Annotated in this window: 14 protein-coding genes and 1 tRNA gene; 5 read left to right on the top strand and 10 right to left on the bottom strand. The window is 72.6% G+C overall.

Annotation, left to right across the window (positions count from 1 at the left end; all coding sequences use genetic code 11):
- From AB0K65_RS02295 to AB0K65_RS02315, 5 genes are all read right to left on the bottom strand, one after another.
- The coding region (locus AB0K65_RS02295) for a copper resistance protein CopC (RefSeq protein ID WP_365713400.1) at window positions 1-1,323 on the bottom strand (1,323 nt) is incomplete at its 3' end.
- Between the two features lie 20 nt (window positions 1,324-1,343).
- Window positions 1,344-1,772: a copper chaperone PCu(A)C gene (locus tag AB0K65_RS02300; protein ID WP_365713663.1), complete on the bottom strand. Its 429-nt coding sequence runs from the start codon at window positions 1,770-1,772 to the stop codon at window positions 1,344-1,346.
- A gap of 62 nt (window positions 1,773-1,834) precedes the next feature.
- Window positions 1,835-2,575 (bottom strand): SCO family protein, encoded by a 741-nt coding sequence (locus tag AB0K65_RS02305; RefSeq protein WP_365713402.1) that lies wholly within the window; start codon window positions 2,573-2,575, stop codon window positions 1,835-1,837.
- 35 nt (window positions 2,576-2,610) lie between these two features.
- Window positions 2,611-3,444 (bottom strand): YcnI family protein, encoded by an 834-nt coding sequence (locus AB0K65_RS02310; protein ID WP_365713404.1) that lies wholly within the window; start codon window positions 3,442-3,444, stop codon window positions 2,611-2,613.
- A 115-nt stretch (window positions 3,445-3,559) separates the two neighbouring features.
- Complete coding sequence (locus AB0K65_RS02315; protein WP_365713406.1) at window positions 3,560-4,366, bottom strand: hypothetical protein; 807 nt, start codon at window positions 4,364-4,366, stop codon at window positions 3,560-3,562.
- A gap of 203 nt (window positions 4,367-4,569) precedes the next feature.
- Between AB0K65_RS02315 and AB0K65_RS02320 the strand changes: the two genes are divergently transcribed.
- The gene (locus AB0K65_RS02320; RefSeq protein ID WP_365713408.1) at window positions 4,570-5,031 is read left to right on the top strand and encodes an ATP-binding protein; all 462 of its coding nucleotides are present in this window, start codon (window positions 4,570-4,572) and stop codon (window positions 5,029-5,031) included.
- 115 nt (window positions 5,032-5,146) lie between these two features.
- Here the strand turns inward: AB0K65_RS02320 and AB0K65_RS02325 are convergent, their stop codons facing one another.
- Together AB0K65_RS02325 and AB0K65_RS02330 are read right to left on the bottom strand one after the other, a co-directional pair.
- Window positions 5,147-6,607 carry an aminopeptidase P family protein gene (locus tag AB0K65_RS02325; RefSeq protein ID WP_365713410.1) on the bottom strand — a complete coding sequence of 487 codons (1,461 nt, stop codon included), beginning with the start codon at window positions 6,605-6,607 and terminating at the stop codon, window positions 5,147-5,149.
- 208 nt (window positions 6,608-6,815) lie between these two features.
- On the bottom strand, window positions 6,816-8,321 hold the full coding sequence (locus tag AB0K65_RS02330; RefSeq protein WP_365713412.1) for a PP2C family protein-serine/threonine phosphatase: 1,506 nt from the start codon (window positions 8,319-8,321) through the stop codon (window positions 6,816-6,818).
- 415 nt (window positions 8,322-8,736) lie between these two features.
- On the opposite strand from AB0K65_RS02330, the gene AB0K65_RS02335 reads away from it, so the two are divergent.
- A complete protein-coding gene (locus AB0K65_RS02335) occupies window positions 8,737-9,507 on the top strand; it encodes a bifunctional DNA primase/polymerase (protein WP_365713414.1) in 771 nt (256 codons plus the stop codon).
- Between the two features lie 218 nt (window positions 9,508-9,725).
- Entirely contained in the window at window positions 9,726-10,400 is a 675-nt protein-coding gene (locus AB0K65_RS02340) for a hypothetical protein (protein WP_365713416.1), read from the top strand.
- Between the two features lie 232 nt (window positions 10,401-10,632).
- Here AB0K65_RS02340 and AB0K65_RS02345 read toward each other — a convergent pair whose 3' ends face one another.
- From AB0K65_RS02345 to AB0K65_RS02355, 3 genes are all read right to left on the bottom strand, one after another.
- A complete protein-coding gene (locus tag AB0K65_RS02345) occupies window positions 10,633-11,601 on the bottom strand; it encodes a DUF5926 family protein (protein ID WP_365713418.1) in 969 nt (322 codons plus the stop codon).
- A 463-nt stretch (window positions 11,602-12,064) separates the two neighbouring features.
- A complete protein-coding gene (locus tag AB0K65_RS02350; RefSeq protein ID WP_365713420.1) occupies window positions 12,065-12,667 on the bottom strand; it encodes an ATP-binding protein in 603 nt (200 codons plus the stop codon).
- A gap of 72 nt (window positions 12,668-12,739) precedes the next feature.
- Window positions 12,740-13,561, bottom strand: a complete 822-nt coding sequence (locus AB0K65_RS02355) for a glycerophosphodiester phosphodiesterase (protein ID WP_365713422.1) — start codon at window positions 13,559-13,561, stop codon at window positions 12,740-12,742.
- A gap of 173 nt (window positions 13,562-13,734) precedes the next feature.
- On the opposite strand from AB0K65_RS02355, the gene AB0K65_RS02360 reads away from it, so the two are divergent.
- Window positions 13,735-15,219, top strand: coding sequence for a trypsin-like peptidase domain-containing protein (locus tag AB0K65_RS02360; protein ID WP_365713424.1), 1,485 nt, complete (start codon window positions 13,735-13,737; stop codon window positions 15,217-15,219).
- A 47-nt stretch (window positions 15,220-15,266) separates the two neighbouring features.
- Window positions 15,267-15,351, top strand: a tRNA-Ser gene (locus tag AB0K65_RS02365).
- Window positions 15,352-15,492 lie beyond the last annotated feature (141 nt).

The following is a 15,492-nucleotide window of genomic DNA, read 5'->3' on the forward strand; positions in this document are numbered from 1 at the left end:
CTCCGTACCGGCTTCCCCGGTAACCGCCTCCGGCTCGGTTTCTTCCGCGTCGGTCTCTTCCGCCGCCAGGGCGGTCGTCGTCGGTGCGCCCAGTCGCCGGGTCCAACGGCGCGAGACCCAGGCGATGCCCACCAGGACGGCGACCAGACCGATCTTCACCAGGAGGAGCCGCCCGTAGGAGGTGCCGGTCAGGGCCGACCACGAGCCGACCTGGCGCCAGGACTGGTAGAGGCCCGTCGCCGCCAGCACGACGACCGACGCGAAGGCCACCTTCGAGAAGCGTTCCACGGCGGCGCGCTCGATGTCGGGCGTGCGGTAGAGGGCGACGAGCAGTGCCGACAGTCCGCCCAGCCAGGCAGCGACCGCCAGCAGGTGCAGGATGTCGACGGGCATCGCGATCCCCGGCTGGAGGCCGGTGGAGGCGTGTTCGGCGAGGGCCCAGGTGCCGGCGATCCCCGCCGCGACGACCGCGCCGCCGATGGCGAGGCCGAACGTCAGGTCCTTCTTCTCCTTCTCGTCCGTCCGCTTGGTGTAGGCCCCGAAGAGCACGGCGACGAAGAGCGCGGCCGCCCCCAGGAGCATCAGCCGGGAGATCAGCGCGGCGCCGGTCTTGGTCTCCAGGACGGCCTTGAGCCCGCCCAGGTCGAAGGCGTCGGCGAGCTCTCCCGACCCGGTGTACGGGTTGCGGAGGAGCAGCATGACCAGGGTGGCGGCGGTCAGGGTCAGCCAGCCCCGGACCACGAGCCGCTGCACGGGCCGCAGGCCCGCTCCGCGCGGCCAGCAGGCGAGGACGAAGGCGCCGCCGCCGACGAGGACGACGAAACCGCCGTACGAGAGGTAGCGGGCGATGCCGTAGAGCGCGCCGACCAGGCCGCCGCCCGGCTCCTGGTCGGGGAGTGCGACGGAGGTCTGGGACGGGGCGCCGATGGAGAAGGTGAAGGCGCCGGCGATGGGATGGCTGTCGGCGGAGACGGTCTGCCAGGCGACGGTGTAGGTGCCCTCCGGCAGGCCGGAGCGGAGGCCCACTCCGTAGCGGACGATCGATCCGCTGCACAGGTCGCGTATCTCGCCGGTGTCGATGCGCTTGCCCGACGGGTCGAGGACCCGGATCGAGTCGTCGCTCATGGCGACCTGTTCGGAGAAGGTGAGGTTGACTTCCTTGGGGGCGGTGGCGACCACCGCCCCGTCCTGCGGGTCGCTGCCGGTGAGCGCGGCATGCGCGGACGCGGGCGCGGCGGCGGCGAGCAACGCGCCCAGGAGCGCGGCCGCGACGAGCAGCAGCCGGGTCAGGGCGGTTCCGAGGCGCGGGGCGGTGGCTGGCATGTGTCAGTCCCTCGACTGGCTCAGTGTTGCTGCGGGTTGTGGGTGGCGGCCTCGACGGGAAGCTCGACCGTGATGGGGTCGGCCTTCTCGAAGTGCAGCTCGATGCTGACCTTGTCTCCCTGCTTCGGCTTCTGCTTGATGCCCATGAACATGATGTGGCTGCCGCCGCGCTCCAGGTTCAGCTCACCGTTGGCGGGGATGTCGAAGGACTGCACCTCCCGCATCTTCTGGTCCTTCGTCTCGTGGATCTGGACGTCGTCGGAGAGGGGGCTGGTGACGGAGGTGAGCTTGTCCGCCGTGTCGCTGTCGTTCCTGATGGTGAGGAAGCCGCCGGCCATGTCCATCACGGGCTGCGGCATGAAGGCGCCGGTGACCTCGAGCTCGGGCTTGGTCTGCGACGAACACCCCGTCAGGGCCAGCGCCGGGACGAGCGCGCCGACGGCGAGCAGGGTGAGGGAGCGGGTGGTGCGGGGCGTACAGGTGGTGCGGGTGGTACAGGTGGTGCGACGGGTCACGGGTTCTCCCCCTTGATGATCTTCGGCAGGTCCTTGGCGTAGTCGTCCACCGTGGTGTCCTCGCCGTAGAGGACGTAGCCCTGGTCGGTGGTGGGCGAGAACGCGATCACCTGGGCGCCGTGCATCGAGACGACGGTGCCGTCCTTCTCCTTCTTCGGCGGGTCGATGCCGATGCCGATCTGGCGGGCGCCCGCCTGGATCGTGGAGAAGTCGCCGGTGAGACCGATGAAGGAGGGGTCGCCGGCGGCGGGGAGCCACTTGCCGAGCTCGGCCGGGGTGTCCCGCTCGGGGTCGGTGGTGACGAGGACGACCTGGAGCTTGTCCTGGTCCGCCTTGGGGAGCTGCTTCTTGGCGACGGCGATGTTGCTCATCGTCAGCGGGCAGACGTCGGGGCAGTGGGTGTAGCCGAAGTAGATCAGGGTCGGCTTGCCCTTCGTGCGCTCGCGCAGGTCGAACGGCCGGCCCTTGGTGTCCGTGAGGACGAGGTCCGGCTTGGCGAAGGGGCGGTCGAGGACCGTCGCCGCCTTGTCGGTGGCGGTGTCGGAGGAGACCTCGGCCACCGGTGACGTTCCGGCGCCGGTCTTGGTGTCGTCACCGCCGGCGAGGCCGACGGCGGCGGTCACACCGAGGGCGGCGACGATCGCGACGGCGGCGGCGATCAGGGGAGCGCGCCGGCCGGGCCGGGGCTGCTCGTCGTTCCGCCCGTCGTTCCGCTCGTTGTTCTTCTGGACAGACATGTGTTCTCTCTCGGGAAGAGGATCGGGCTCCGGCGTCAGGCGGAGCGGCGGCGACCGGCGAGCACGCCGAAGGCGACGCCCGCGATGCCGACGAGGATGCCGACGACGCCGAGCACACGGGCGGTGGTGTCGCTGTCACCCGACCCGGCGGCTTCGGCGTGGGCGGTGTCGCCCGCCTTCTCGTCGTGACCGGCCTTGTCCTCGGTCTTGGCGCCGTCGGTCTTGCCGTCGGCCGCCGTGCCGCCGCCGTGGTGGTCATCGGTGGCCGCGGACAGCTTCAGCACGGGAGCCGGGTTCTGCGGCTCGCCCGCGCCCTCCTTCGGCTCCTCGATCCAGCGGACGACCTCGTTGTTGTCGTACGTCTGGATGGCCTTGATGACGAGCTGGTCGGTGTCCTCCGGCAGGCGGCCGAGGGAGAGCGGGAACTGCTGGAACTGTCCGGGGCCGATCTTGGCGCCGTCGGCGGTCCAGGTGACCTTGGTGACGGCCTCGGTGATCTTCTTGCCGTGCAGCTCCAGCGGCTTGGCGAGCTTGGCCTTGGTGACGACGGGCGTCCAGCCGGGCACCGGCTGCGGCATCACGGACGCGAGCGGGTGGTCGGCCGGGAAGTTGACCTCGACCTTGATGGTGGAGGCGTTGTCGCGCTCGTTGGGGACCTTGACGTTGACGGTGGCGTAGCCGCCCTGCCGGGCCTCGCCCTGCGGCTGGACGCCTACGTGCGCGAAGGCGGGGCCGGAGAGCAGCACGACGGAGGAGAGGGCGATGCCCCCGGCGACGGCGACGCGGGAGAGGCGGGCGGCACCGGAGCCACGGGAGGCCCCGGAGGCGTGAGCGGTACGGGAGGCGTGAGCGGTACGGGAAACGTTCATGGCAGAAGACACTCCAGCTCAGGAGGATGGGTGGGAGCCCGGCGCGCCGAAGGACCGGGAGGCCGGGCACGCGCGGACGACCGCGGACCCGCTCCGGTCGAGCGAACGGTCCGCGTCAGGCTGCGAGGACGCAGGCGGCGGCCGGCGGGCCGCGCCGGATGACCGTGTGCTGGAGTGCCTCCGCCACCGGCGGCGGATCGTCGACCGCGGTACGGGCGGGGCGGCGCGATGCGGCCGCCGGAACACCCGGAAGCCCGGCGAGCAGCGCCCGTACGAGAACGAGCGCGGCGCGCAGGGAGAGGACGAGGGCGGCCTGGGCCAGCTCCGTCGCTCCCTGTGCCGAGAGCCTGCCGAGCCGGCGCAGGGCCAGGTCGCCCCGGCGCAGCAGCCAGCCCATGGCGAGCGCGGCGAGCAGGTGGCCGAGGGCCATGGGAAGGTCCGGCAGCAGGCCCCCGCTCCCCTGGGCGCCGTCCGCCATGTGGGCGGTGTGCGTACGGCCTCCCGCCGCGGCCGGGTCGAGACCGGCGGCGGTGACGATCCGGGTCGCGTCGGCGGGGCTGAGGGAGGCGGCACCCGCGCCGCAGACCAGCTTGGCGGCCATGCGGATCAGGGCGTCGTTCGCCTCGGGGCCGAGACCTCCGCCGGTCGCGGAACCGGCGCCGAAGGGACGCTGTCCGAGAGCGAAGAGGGTGTGCAGCCCGAACTGTCCGAGGGCCAGGGCCCCGACGACCGCGGGCAGGGAGCGCTCGCGGCCCGTGAAGAGGACCACGAACGCGAACACGCCCAGGAATCCGGCGACCGCGCTCCAGGGGGCGATCCCCGCGCAGGCGGCCAGAGCGTGGCCCAGGCCGGACAGCACGACACAGACCGCGGCGAACACCGCGGCCCGCAGCAGCTGGGGGGCGAGCGTGGGGGCAGACATGGCGGGCCCATCATCGCACCAGGCACCCCACGGCCATGCGGCAGGTCCGGAAGATCACACTTGGGCGTCTTGGACCGACATACACCGGCGCGCGAGGCGAGTGCATCCGCCGAACGAGCGCTGTTGTGCTCCCGGAGGGCTTACGGACGGTCGAGGGCGGCAATACGTATCGGTATGTCGAGCCGCGGCCGGGAGGCTGGAGCATGAGCATCTGGTGGTCTCTCCATCTGCGGCGCGAGGCCGCGAGCGTGCCGCTCGCCAGACGGCTCCTGCTGGGCACGATGGAGACGGCCGGCGTCGATCCGGACATCTCCTTCGAGCTGTCCGTCGCCCTGACCGAAGCGTGCGCCAACGCCGTCGAACACGGCGGCGACCGGAACACCGGGGACACCGGGGACGCCTCGGAGGCGTATCGCGTGACGGCGTACCTGGACGGCGAGACCTGTCACATCGAAGTGGCCGACTCGGGCCCCGGATTTCCGGCGGGACAGCCCGCGCTGGTCCGGCGGGCGGCCCAGGACGAGGAGAACGGCCGGGGTCTGCGCCTGATCGAGGAGCTGGCCGACCACGTCCACTTCGGCAACCGCACGACCCGGGGCGGGGCCGTGGTCACCTTCGACAAGATCGTGAAATGGCGGGCGGACGCCCCGCTGGCGCTCACCTGAACCTCCGCGTGCGCACGGGACCGCGGCCCGCACGCCCCTCCCCGTACGCGCACACGGGAAAGCCCCCGCCGATGCCGTTCGGCGGGGGCTTCTCCGACGACGGGCGGCGGGAGCGTCAGCCCTTCAGGCCGGCCATCCACGCCTCGACCTCGTCGGACCGGCGCGGCAGCGAGTCCGAGAGGTTCCGGTTGCCGTCCTCCGTGACGAGGATGTCGTCCTCGATCCGGACGCCGATGCCCCGGTACTCCTCGGGCACGGTCAGGTCGTCGGCCTGGAAGTAGAGGCCCGGCTCGACGGTGAGGCACATGCCGGGCTCCAGCGTCGTGTCGACGTAGGCCTCGGTGCGTGCCGCGGCGCAGTCGTGCACGTCCATGCCGAGCATGTGGCCGGTGCCGTGCAGGGTCCAGCGGCGCTGGAGGCCGAGCTCCAGGACGCGCTCGACCGGGCCTTCGACGAGGCCCCATTCGACGAGCTTCTCGGCGAGGACGCGCTGGGCGGCGTCGTGGAAGTCGCGGTAGGCCGCGCCGGGCTTCACCGCGGCGATGCCGGCCTCCTGCGCCTCGTACACGGCGTCGTAGATCTTGCGCTGGAGCTCGGTGTACCGGCCGTTGATCGGCAGCGTGCGGGTCACGTCGGCGGTGTAGAGCTCCGTGGTCTCCACGCCGGCGTCGAGCAGCAGCAGGTCGCCGGAGCGGACCGGGCCGTCGTTGCGGACCCAGTGCAGGGTCGTGGCGTGCGGGCCGGCGGCGCAGATGGAGCCGTAGCCGATGTCGTTGCCCTCGACGCGGGCGCGCAGGAAGAACGTGCCCTCGATGTAGCGCTCGCTGGTCGCCTCGGCCTTGTCCAGCACCTTGACGACGTCCTCGAAGCCGCGCGCGGTCGACTCGCAGGCCTTGCGCAGCTCGGCGATCTCGAACGCGTCCTTGACCAGCCGCGCCTCCGAGAGGTGGACGCGCAGCTCCTCGTCGCGCTCGGCGGTGACCTTGTCGGTCAGGGCTGCCTCGACGGCGGCGTCGTGGCCGCGGACCACGCGGACCGGACCGGTGGCCTCGGCGAGGGCGGCGGGCAGCTCGCGCACGTCCTTGGCCGGAAGCCCGAGGAGCTGCTCGGCCTCGGTGAGGGAGTGGCGGCGGCCGACCCACAGCTCGCCCTGGCCGTCGAGCCAGAACTCGCCGTTCTCGCGGTCCGAGCGCGGCAGGAGGTAGATCGTCGCCGTGTGCCCGCCGGCCTTGGCAGGCTCCAGCACGAGGACGCCGTCCTGGGTCTGGTCGCCGGTGAGGTAGGCGTACTCGGTGGAGGCGCGGAAGCTGTACTCGGTGTCGTTCGAGCGCGTCTTCAGATTGCCCGCGGGGATCACCAGGCGCTCGCCGGGAAAGCGCGCGGACAGCGCGGCGCGGCGGGCGGCGGTGTGCTCGGCCTGGGGGATCGGCCGCAGGTCGTGCAGCTCGGTGTCGGCCCAGCCCGACTTCATGTTCTCGGCCAGCTCGTCGGAGACGCCCTGGTACAGGCCGTTCTTGCGCTGCTTGATCGGCTCCTCGGTCTCTTCCGGGGTTTCCGGGGTGAGCTCCTCGGCCACGGGTCTGCCTCCTCTTGGTACGACACTGAACCCCCACCATCGTACGGTCGTACGGAAGGGGGCCCAGGGTCGAAGGACCTGTTACCGGAGTCATCCGCAGTCCGGTCGTCCCCTACCGGCCGGTACCGGCCGGTGACCCGCGGATTCGGGGACGCCGGAGGCGGTACGGGTACGGGGCCGGGGCGGACAGGTCGCGGCGAAGCCCGCCTCAGTCGAACCGGGCCGCGAGGAGGACGACGTCCTCGCCCGCGGGATCCGGGGCGTGCGGGTCGTCGGGCAGCATGCTCCGCAGGACGTGGTCGGCGACGGCGCCCGGGTCACCGCGGTCCGCCTTCGGTACGGAGGCGGCGGCCGCGTGCAGCCGGGCGAAGGCCCGGTCCATGGGGTCGCCGGTGCGGCGGAGCAGTCCGTCGGTGTAGAGGAGCACCGTTTCTCCGGGCGCGGGGGCGAGTTCCACGCTCGGCGCCTCCCAGCAGGCGAGCATGCCCAGCGGGGCCGACAGCGAGGTCTCGACGAACTCGGTGCGGTGCTCGCCGACGACCAGCGGCGGGGTGTGCCCGGCCCCGGCCAGGACGATCCTCCGCCGCGCCGGCTCGGCGTAGGCGAAGAGCGCGGTCGCGGAGCGGGCCGGCTCGGTCAGCCGGAGCAGCAGTTCCAGGTCGGAGAGGACGGCGACGGGGTCCTCGCCCTCCATCACCGCGTACGCCCGCAGGGAGGCGCGCAGGCGTCCCATCGCGGCGAGCGCGCTCGGTCCGGTCCCGGAGACGGAGCCGACGGCGAGCCCGAGGGCGCCTTCGGGCAGGGGGAGCGCGTCGTACCAGTCGCCGCCGCCGTGCGGGCCGGTGCGGTGACGGGCGGCGAGCCGGACGCCGGGGACGCGGGGGAGGCGGCTGGGGAGGAGTTCCTCCGCGATGGTGGCGGCCTGCGCGCGGGCGCGCTCGAGCTCGATGAGCCGGGCGAGGTGCTCGGTGGCGTAGCGGCCGTAGAGGCCGACGAGGTGACGCTGGCGTTCGACGGGCTCGGCGGGTTCGTCGTACAGCCAGACGACGGCCCCGAGCCTGCCCGCGGCCTCGGTCGCCAGCGGCAGGGCGTAACTGGCGGCATAGCCGAGGCGGGCGGCGACCTCGCGGTGGCGGGGGTCGAGTTCCGCCTCGCCGAGCAGGTCGGGGACGGCGATGGGGCCGGGGACGGCCACCGGATCGGGGAGGCCCTCCAGGATGCGGCCGTAGGAGGTGACGCTGCGCGGGACGGTCTCGATGGTGCCGAGGTCGGCGTGGGCGAGACCGAGCCCGACGGTGGTCGCCGGGCCGAGTCCGTCGGCCGGCTCGAGGACCGCCATGCCGCGGCGTGCGCCGACGAGCGTGGCTCCGGCGCGGAGCAGTTCGTGCAGGGCCTCGTCGAGCGAACCGGTCCTGACCAGGCGCTCGGTGAGTTCGTGGAGGGTGGTGAGGTCGGAGACCCAGGAGGCCAGGCGGTCCTGGATCAGCGCACCGGGCGGGAGAGGCGCGGCGGGGACGCCCGGGAGGGGCGCAGTGTGCGTGGGAGAGGGAACCGTTGAATCGATTCCAGCCACTTTCGGCAGGTGAGGGGCGCTCATAGCTGTCGGCTTTCCGACTGGTGCGTTTCGCGCAATAGCATCGCAAACCCCCATGTCATTCTGCGCCGCTATCCATGCGTCCACATGTACACGCACAAGAGGAGCGATGTCCAGCATTGTCCCCACGGGACTTGTGGTGTCTGTGGGGTCGTGCAGAGGGGTTGAACTACTGAGGAAGTTGGCCGAAAATTGCCCACGGCGTGCACCTTTTGCGGTCGACTGGCGTCGTTTGAAAGCGCGTCATTCTGATCGTGACGGGTACGTAAACGGTGACAGTCAGGGGCAGTTGGAGCTGCTCCGGAACCTGACGCGGAGCCCGGGCGTCTTCATCGCCGCAGGCCGCACCCATCCCCGAGTGGCGGGGAACGTGTTTCGAGTGGCCCGAGTGGATGACGAGCTGCGGCTCGGTCCGTCCCGCCCCATCGACGCGGGGCGGCGAACCACCGACCTTGTACGCGCTGATACGCACAGTGAAGTGATCTGCACATGGTGTGATGTGGATTCGGCGTTCAACGGAAAGGAACGAGCGCGCATGCGCGAGATCCTCGGAAGGCGACGCAGGCTCCGGTTCCGGCGCAAGGAGAGGACCGCCCAGCTCGACGCGGCTCTCACCTGCGCGCTCGAGTGGGACTGGCCCGTACTGCCCGGCGTGGGGCTGAAGGCGACGACGCGAACGACGACGCGCTCGGCGGCGCGGACAGCGACGTGGGCGACGAGGCGAACGGCGACCTGGACGGCGGAAGGCGGCGCGGCCGCCTCCGACGAGGCGAGAGGGGCGGGCTGCGCCTGCCCCGACCCGGAATGCGTGGTGCCCGGCGCGCACCCCTTCGACCCGGGGCTGCTCGCGGCCACCACCGACGAGCGCATGATCCGCTGGTGGTGGACCCGCCGGCCGGACGCTCCGCTCCTCCTGGCCACCGGCGGCGGCGCGCCCTGCGCGGTCAGCCTGCCGGCCGTGGCGGGGGCGCGGGCCCTGACCGCCCTCGACGCGATGGGCATGAGGCTGGGCCCCGTGGTGGCGACGCCGACCCGGTGGTCGCTGCTCGTCGCCCCGTACAGCCTCGAACGGCTCGGTGAACTCCTCTACGCGAAGGACAGCGTGCCCAGCTCGCTGCGTTTCCACGGCGAGGGCGGCTACCTCCTGCTCCCGCCGTCGGTCGCGGGCACCGGCCAGGTGCGCTGGGAGCGCGCGCCCCTCGCCGGATCCGCCCGGCCCTGGCTCCCGGACGTGGAGGCGGTGGTGGACGCCCTGGTGGAGGCCAGTACCGGCGCCCCCGGTGGCGGCAGCCGACTCGCCTACTGACGCGGCGCCCCCGGTGGCGGCAGCCGACTCGCCTACTGACGCGGCGCCGGCCCCGCCGCGCGGCGACCGGAGGCCGTCGGGGGCCGCCGCGTCACCCGTACGGGTGCGAGGCGGCCCGACTTGTGCGGAATCGGGCGCGCGGCGGGCCGCGCGCCCACGATCCGCCGATATCTTCGGCGCACCGTTCACGAGTCGCAGCCGGCCGGGCAGGTGGTCCCATGAATCTCCGCATGACCGGGCTCGGCGCCGTCGTGGTGTGCGCCACGCTGCTGCCCCTGGCCGCCTTGGCGGGGCCGGCGGCCGGCCCGGGCCCCGCAGAGGGCACGAAGAGGACCGCGGCCGGCGGCGGGCTCCTCTCGGACGACCGCGGAGCCGGCGGGGACGAGAGCCGCGACGGCGGTGACCGTGCGCTCGGGCTCGGCCCCGACGGGCCGGAAGGCGGGTCCGCTCCGGATGCCACCTCCGCTGCGGACGCCTCCTCCGGACCGGACGGCGCGGCCTCCGAACCGGCCGGCGGCCCCACTTCCGCGCCGGCTCCCGAGCATCCGCCGGCGCGGGCCTCGCGGTGCGGCCCCGAGCTCAGGTCTCCCGACGGGGTCGAGGCGCAGACCTGCCTCCTGACGGAGGGGCCCGACACCTGGGCCCGCACGTACTACCGCAACGCCTCCGGCCGCGCGCTCGACTCCGTGCTCACCCTGATGGGCCCCGGCGGGCGGACCGTACAAGTGCGCTGTGCCGTCACGGCACAGGACGAACCGGGGGTGTGCGAGACGCCGAAGGAGCTTGCGAGGGGCGCGGCTTCGGCATATTCGGCGATCGCGGAATTCGCGGGAGCGGGAGAAGGGGCCAGTACGCCGCTGCTTCTGCGCTCGGGGAGCAACCCTGCCGGATGAGGCGGCAGTTGGGCCCGGAGGGCCGGCGTGCGGCCGGTCGCGGACATGAGAAGGCCCGATCGCTGGCGACGGGGGATGCACCAGCGACCGGGCTTCCAGAACGGTAACAAGAGATCTGCGGTTCGCAAATTCGATCTCGGTTATTCGGACAGTGATTTTCCGGCCCGCGCGAGGAGTTGTGGCGGAGGTCACCGACTGATCGGTCAGTCAGTCACCGCCGCCGACCGGGGCATCAGCTGAGAGTGACCTGACGGTTGGTGAGGCCGCCACGGGCACGGCGCTCCTCCGGTGTGAGCGGGGCGTCCGAGGCCAGCGCCGCGGCCAGTCGCTCGGCGAACTCGGCGGCCGGCTTCTCGCACTCCTCGGCACCCATCGACGTGGGGAGGTCCCACACGGGGACCATCAGGCCGTGGGCGCGGAAGGAGCCCACGAGACGGGTGTCGTCGCCGAGCGAGGACGTCCCGGCGGCGTGCAGGCGGGCGAGCGCGTCGAGGAGCTTCTCCTCGGGGTGCGGCATGACCCAGCGGAGGTGGTTCTTCTCCGGGGTCTCGCACCAGTACGCCGCGTCCACACCGGTCAGCTTGACGGTGGGGATCGCCGCGGCGTTGGCGCGCTCCAGAGAGGCCGCGACCTCGGGGTTGGTGTTGTCCGCGGATTCCGGAATCCAGAATTCGAAGCCCGTGTGCACCTCCGGCGCGAAATCGCCCTTCGGGTCGAGCAGATCCTGCAGACGCGGACCTTCGGCCGGAACTCGGCGGCCGGCGACCGGCGTGCCCGGCTCCGCTTCCAGGGCGCGCTGGAGGGTGTCGGCGAGGTCGCGGGCGAGGTCGCCGGAGGACGAGTCGTTCTGGAGCGCGAGGAGCACGGAGCCGTCGTCGCGGCGCAGCGCCGGCCACGCCATGGGCAGCACGGTGGCGAGGGTGACCGAGGGGACGCCCTCGGGCAGACCGTCCTTCAGGGTGAGGGGGACGGTCGCGGCGGGCACCAGCTCGCGCAGTGCGACCCAGTCGCACTCGCCGGGCAGGCCCTCGAAGGGGCGCTGGACCAGCTCGGTCACGGCGTGCGCGGCGGCCCGGCCGTGACACGCCTTGTAGCGGCGGCCCGATCCGCACGGGCACGGCTCGCGCGCGCCGACGACCGGGATCTCCCCGTTCGTGACCTGTGCCTTGGCGGCCTTCGTCTGGGGGCGCTTCTTGGCCATGGTGTGGCTTTCTCCCGATAGCGGCAGTGCGGTGTGCAGTGCTGTGCCCGGTGCACGGCTCTGTGTCGGGCGAGCCTAGCCGCACGGACGCGCCCCGGGCCTCAGGCTTCGCCCTTCGTACGGCACGCTTCGGCGAAGTCCGCGTAGTCCGTACGTCGTCAGGCGCCCGTCAGGCGCCCGGCAGGTGCCCGGCGGCGGCAGCGGGGTCGGCCAGGATTCGGCAGCCGTCGCCGCTTTTGCGGGGTGGCCAGGATTCGGCAGCCGTCGCCGCTTCCGCGGGATCGGCCGGGCTTGGCGGCCGTCCCCGCTTCCGCGGATTTCCGGCTGCTTTCCGCCCGCGGGGCGGCGGCTTTCCTCCTCGGAGCCTTTCCGCCGCTTTTCCTTTTCCTCGGCGTTCCGCGCGCTTCGCCCCGGCGATCCCCGGCGCTTTCTTCCGCGCTGCGGCCGCTGCGACGCGCGCCCGTCAGTCCAGGTCGTCGTACGCGTCCAGGAAATCGAAGCCCGAGCCGCCGCCGACCCTGGCCGCGAAGTCCTCGCGGCGATGGCCCTCCGTGACGACCACCCAGACGGTGACCTCGCCGGTCGCGCTGTCCCGCACGCCCCAGTCCCGGGCGAGCGCGCTGATGATGTTCAGCCCGCGGCCGCCGCGCGCGGTGACCGAGGGCGTGGACGGAACGGGCCGTGTGGGACCACCGCCGTCCGTCACCTCGACCGTCAGGCCGCCCGCGTCGTCGACGCGCCAGGCGGCCCGCACATCGCCGTCGCCCATCTCCGCCCGCCCCAGCGGCCTGCCGTGCCGGCAGGCGTTGCTGAGGAGCTCGGAAAGGATCAGCACCGCATCGTCGACGACCGATTCCGACATCCCGCTGCGGCTCAGCTGCTCCCGCATGCGGTGTCGCGCCTTGCCCACGCCGGCAGGGCCATGAGGCACGGCCATGCTCGACGACGTGGGCACTTCTTGTGCCACCACCAACGCCACCCCCGAGACCTCCTTTGCCCCACGCCACGGTGTGGATGCCCCAATGGACTGGACCGGAAACCGGCCGATACGCGTGCGGTGACGCACTCGTGACGATCGCGTACGGTCCGAACGCGCCGGTGCACTCCCCGTAAGAGGCGATACGGGAGGGGAAGGGGATTAAAGGCGCCCCAACTGGGACAGGACCTGCTTCGGCCGGTTCGTGATGATCGCGTCCACGCCGAGCCGCTCGCAGAGCTCCACGTCCTCCGGATCGTCCACGGTCCAGACGTGGACCTGGTGTCCCGCCTTCTGCAGCCGCATGATCACGGTGGGGTGGTGGCGGACGATCCGGATCGAAGGACCCGCGATCCGCACGCCCGGGGGCAGACGCCCGTCGCGTAGCCGCGGAGTGACGAACTGCGTCAGGGAGACGGTGGGCAGGGTCGGCGACGCCACCGTGATCCGTTGCAGCGAGCGGGCCGAGAAGCTCATCACGCGCACCGGCGACTCCTCCGGGACGGCCGGCTCGGCGAGGCCGAACCGCTGGAGCAGCTGGAGCAGCCGCTCCTCGACCTGGCCCGCCCAGCGGGTGGGGTGCTTGGTCTCGATCGCCAGCTCGACGCGCCGGCCGGCGTCGGAGACCAGCTCCAGGAGACGCTCCAGGGTGAGGACGGAGGTGAGGCCGGAATCCTTCCAGTCCGGGCTCTCGCCCGCCTCCTCGCGGCCCTTCCAGAGGCCGAAGTCGAGCGCGGCGAGATCGGCGAGCTCGAGGGCGGAGACGGCGCCGCGGCCGTTGGAGGTGCGGTTGACACGCCGGTCGTGGACGCAGACGAGGTGGCCGTCGGCTGTGAGCCGGACATCGCATTCGAGCGCGTCGGCTCCGTCCTCGATGGCCTTCACGTATGCGGCGAGGGTGTGTTCCGGGGCGTCTTCGGAGGCCCCGCGGTGGGCGACCACCTGGGCGGGGCCGCGGTCGGTGTGCTGCCGTGCGTGGGTCACCGCGTCATGGTGCCATTGGCGGAGCGGTCGTATCGGATCGGGTCCGTTCTGTCCGTAAATAAAGAAAGACGTGCGGACGCACAGCTCCGGCTTACAGTGGCCTGACGCCCTGTGGGAAAAGCTGTTCGCACACAGAGCCCGCATCCACCCGCGCAGTAAACGAGGAGAGAGCTGTGAGTACCGAGAACGAGGGCACGGCGGTTCCGGCGGACCCGACTGCCCCGTCCGCCCCTCCCACGCCTCCCACCCCTCCCGTGCCGCCCGCGCCGGCGGTGGACGCGTCAGAGCAGGCAGCGGTGCCGCAGTCGGCTCCGGGACCCTCCCCCCGGCCCGAGCCGGCCACGGCGCCGCTGCCCGTGACACCCCCGGCCGAGGCGCCGCCGCACGGCCCCGCGGCGGCGTACACCCAGGCGCCCGCCGGCGCTCCCGCGCACGCCTCCTCGGGGGCGGCGGGCGGCTGGCCCCCGCCGCCGCCGAACGTACCGGCGTGGGGCGCCGCCGCCCCGGCCTCCCCGGCGGCCCCGCGCAAGCGGACCGGCGGCCTCGTGGCGGCGGTCCTCGCGGCCGCGCTGGTGGCCGGCGGCGTCGGTGGCGGCATCGGCTACTGGGCCGCCGAGCGCGGCGACGGCGGCTCGAGCTCGACCACGGTCTCGGCGGGCGACTCCCCGGCCTCCTTCAAGCGCGACCCGGGCACGGTCGCGGCGGTGGCCAACAAGGCGCTGCCGAGCGTCGTCACCATCCAGGCGAAGTCCGGCGGCGCGCAGGGCGAGGAGGAGGGCGAGGGCGGCACGGGCACCGGGTTCGTCTACGACAAGGAAGGCCACATCCTCACCAACAACCACGTGGTGGCCTCCGCGGCGGAGGGCGGCACGCTCTCGGCGACCTTCTCCAACGGCAAGACGTACGACGCCGAGGTGGTGGGCCGGGCCGAGGGCTACGACGTGGCCGTCGTGAAGCTGAAGGAGGCGCCGGAAGGGCTGACTCCGCTGCCCCTCGGCAACTCGGACAGCGTGGCCGTCGGCGACTCCACGATCGCGATCGGCGCGCCCTTCGGCTTGTCGAACACGGTCACCACCGGCATCATCAGCGCCAAGAACCGCCCGGTCGCCTCGGGTGACGGCTCCAGCGGCAAGAACTCGTACATGAGCGCCCTGCAGACCGACGCCTCGATCAACCCGGGCAACTCCGGCGGCCCGCTGCTGGACGCGAGCGGCGCGGTGATCGGCATCAACTCCGCGATCCAGTCGACGGGCAGCGGCTTCGGCCAGTCCCAGGCCGGCTCGATCGGCCTCGGCTTCGCGATCCCGGTCAACCAGGCGAAGAACGTGGCCGAGCAGCTGATCAAGACGGGTAAGCCGGTGTACCCGGTGATCGGCGCGACGGTGAACATGACCGACAAGGGCGAGGGCGCGACCATCGCCGAACAGGGCGCGGGCGGCACGCCGTCGGTCACCCCCAACGGCCCGGCCGCGAAGGCCGGCCTGAAGGCGGGCGACGTGATCACCGGCTTCGGCGACCGCCAGATCGACAGCGGCCCGACCCTCATCAGCGAGATCTGGACCCACAAGCCGGGCGACGCGATCAAGCTCACCTACGAGCGCGACGGCAAGACGACCACGACCACGGTCACCCTCGGCGAACGCACGGGCGACAACTGACCGGCTAGGCTGTCCCCCGCGCCGCTTCCGTACGGGAGCCGGCGCGGGGTGGGTTGCCCGAGCGGCCTAAGGGAACGGTCTTGAAAACCGTCGTGGCGCGAGTCACCGTGGGTTCAAATCCCACACCCACCGCAGGTGAACGGCCCCTGACCAGGATCAACGGTCAGGGGCCGTTCCGCGCTCGTCGCCCGATCGACACGGCCGCTTCCCGCGGTTTCCCCCGGCTTCGCGGGTGTCGTCGCCCGTCGTGTACTGCCCATCGCTCCCCTGGTT

The sequence above is a fragment of the Streptomyces sp. NPDC053755 genome (assembly GCF_040677675.1).
Taxonomy (GTDB): domain Bacteria; phylum Actinomycetota; class Actinomycetes; order Streptomycetales; family Streptomycetaceae; genus Streptomyces.